Genomic DNA, 1,252 nt, shown 5'->3' on the forward strand with positions numbered 1-1,252 from the left:
GGGACTGCCCTGAGTTTGGTTGACTCGCGGGTTTGGTTTTTCAGGCCGTGAGTGCGGGCCGGTTTATTGTCTCAAACTCGATCGGGGTGAGCCGGCCGAGTCTGCGTTGCCGACGGGTGCGGTGGTAGGTCTTCTCGATCCAAACCACGATCGCCATACGGAGCTCGTCGCGGGTCGTCCACCGTTTCCGGTCGAGCACGTTCTTCTGTAGCAACGCGAAAAACGACTCCATCGCAGCGTTGTCACCACACGCGCCGACCCTGCCCATGGAACCTCGTAATCCGCGGACCGACAACGCATTGACGAACTTTCGAGAGCGGAATTGACTGCCCCTGTCGGAGTGGACAATCGTTGCGGTAGGTGCTCGGAGAGCGACGGCATGGTTCAGTGCCGATACCGCCAAAGACGCCTTCATCCGTGAATCGATCGAGTACCCGACGATCCGGTTGGAGAACACGTCCTTGACAGCGCATAAATACAGTTTTCCTTCGCCGGTGGAGTGCTCGGTGATGTCTGTCAACCACACCGCGTCCGGGGCGGCGGCAGTGAAGTGGCGTCCGACGAGGTCGTCGTGGACCGGCGGTCCGGCCTTGCGGTTCAGCCCGCGTTTCTTGGCGAACACGCTCCAGATCCGCTGCGCTGAACATAATCTGGCGACCCTGTTCTCGCCGGCACGGATGCCGCGGGCGGGTAGCTCGTCGGCGATGAATCGGTAGCCGAAAGCCGGGTCGTCGGCATGGATGTCGAGAGCGGCGTTGATCAGATGGGCGTCGTCCCAATCGCGTTGCGAGACAGGGCATCGTTTCCATTTATAGAACGCTTGGGTGGAGAAGCCGAGCACCCGGCAGGTCACCGCGACGGGGATACCGTCAGCGGCCAGGTCGAGGACCAGCGGGTAACTCATTTTGGGTTGACGTCACGCGAGAAATAGGCGACCGCGCGGCGCATGACCTCGGCTTCTTGTTCCAGCTGGCGGATCCGTTTACGCGCTTCGCGCAGTTCGGCCGACTCGTCACGGGTGGAGCCGGGCCGGTGACCGTCTTCGATACCGGCCTGTTTGAGCCAGTTCTTCACACAGCTCTGCGATATTCCGAAGTCCTTCGCGATCTGCGTCAACGAGATCTCGCCCTTACGGGCGACCGCGACGACGTCGCGGCGGAACTCTTCGGGATACGGCTTCGGCATGGTGGACATCCTTCCAGTGAGGAGCAATCCTCACAGGTCAGGAGTCAACCAAACCGGGGGCAGTCCC

The 1,252-nt window shown here is 61.5% G+C and carries 1 protein-coding gene; it reads right to left on the reverse strand.

What is annotated here, in order from left to right:
- Positions 1-40 precede the first annotated feature (40 nt).
- A protein-coding gene (locus tag ON22_RS26630; protein ID WP_086007816.1) for an IS3 family transposase occupies positions 41-1,185 on the reverse strand; the annotation gives its coding sequence in 2 pieces (ribosomal slippage) (positions 41-906 and positions 906-1,185; 1,146 coding nt in all).
- Positions 1,186-1,252 lie beyond the last annotated feature (67 nt).

It is taken from the genome of Nocardia carnea NBRC 14403 (assembly GCF_000308515.1).
Lineage (GTDB): Bacteria > Actinomycetota > Actinomycetes > Mycobacteriales > Mycobacteriaceae > Nocardia > Nocardia carnea.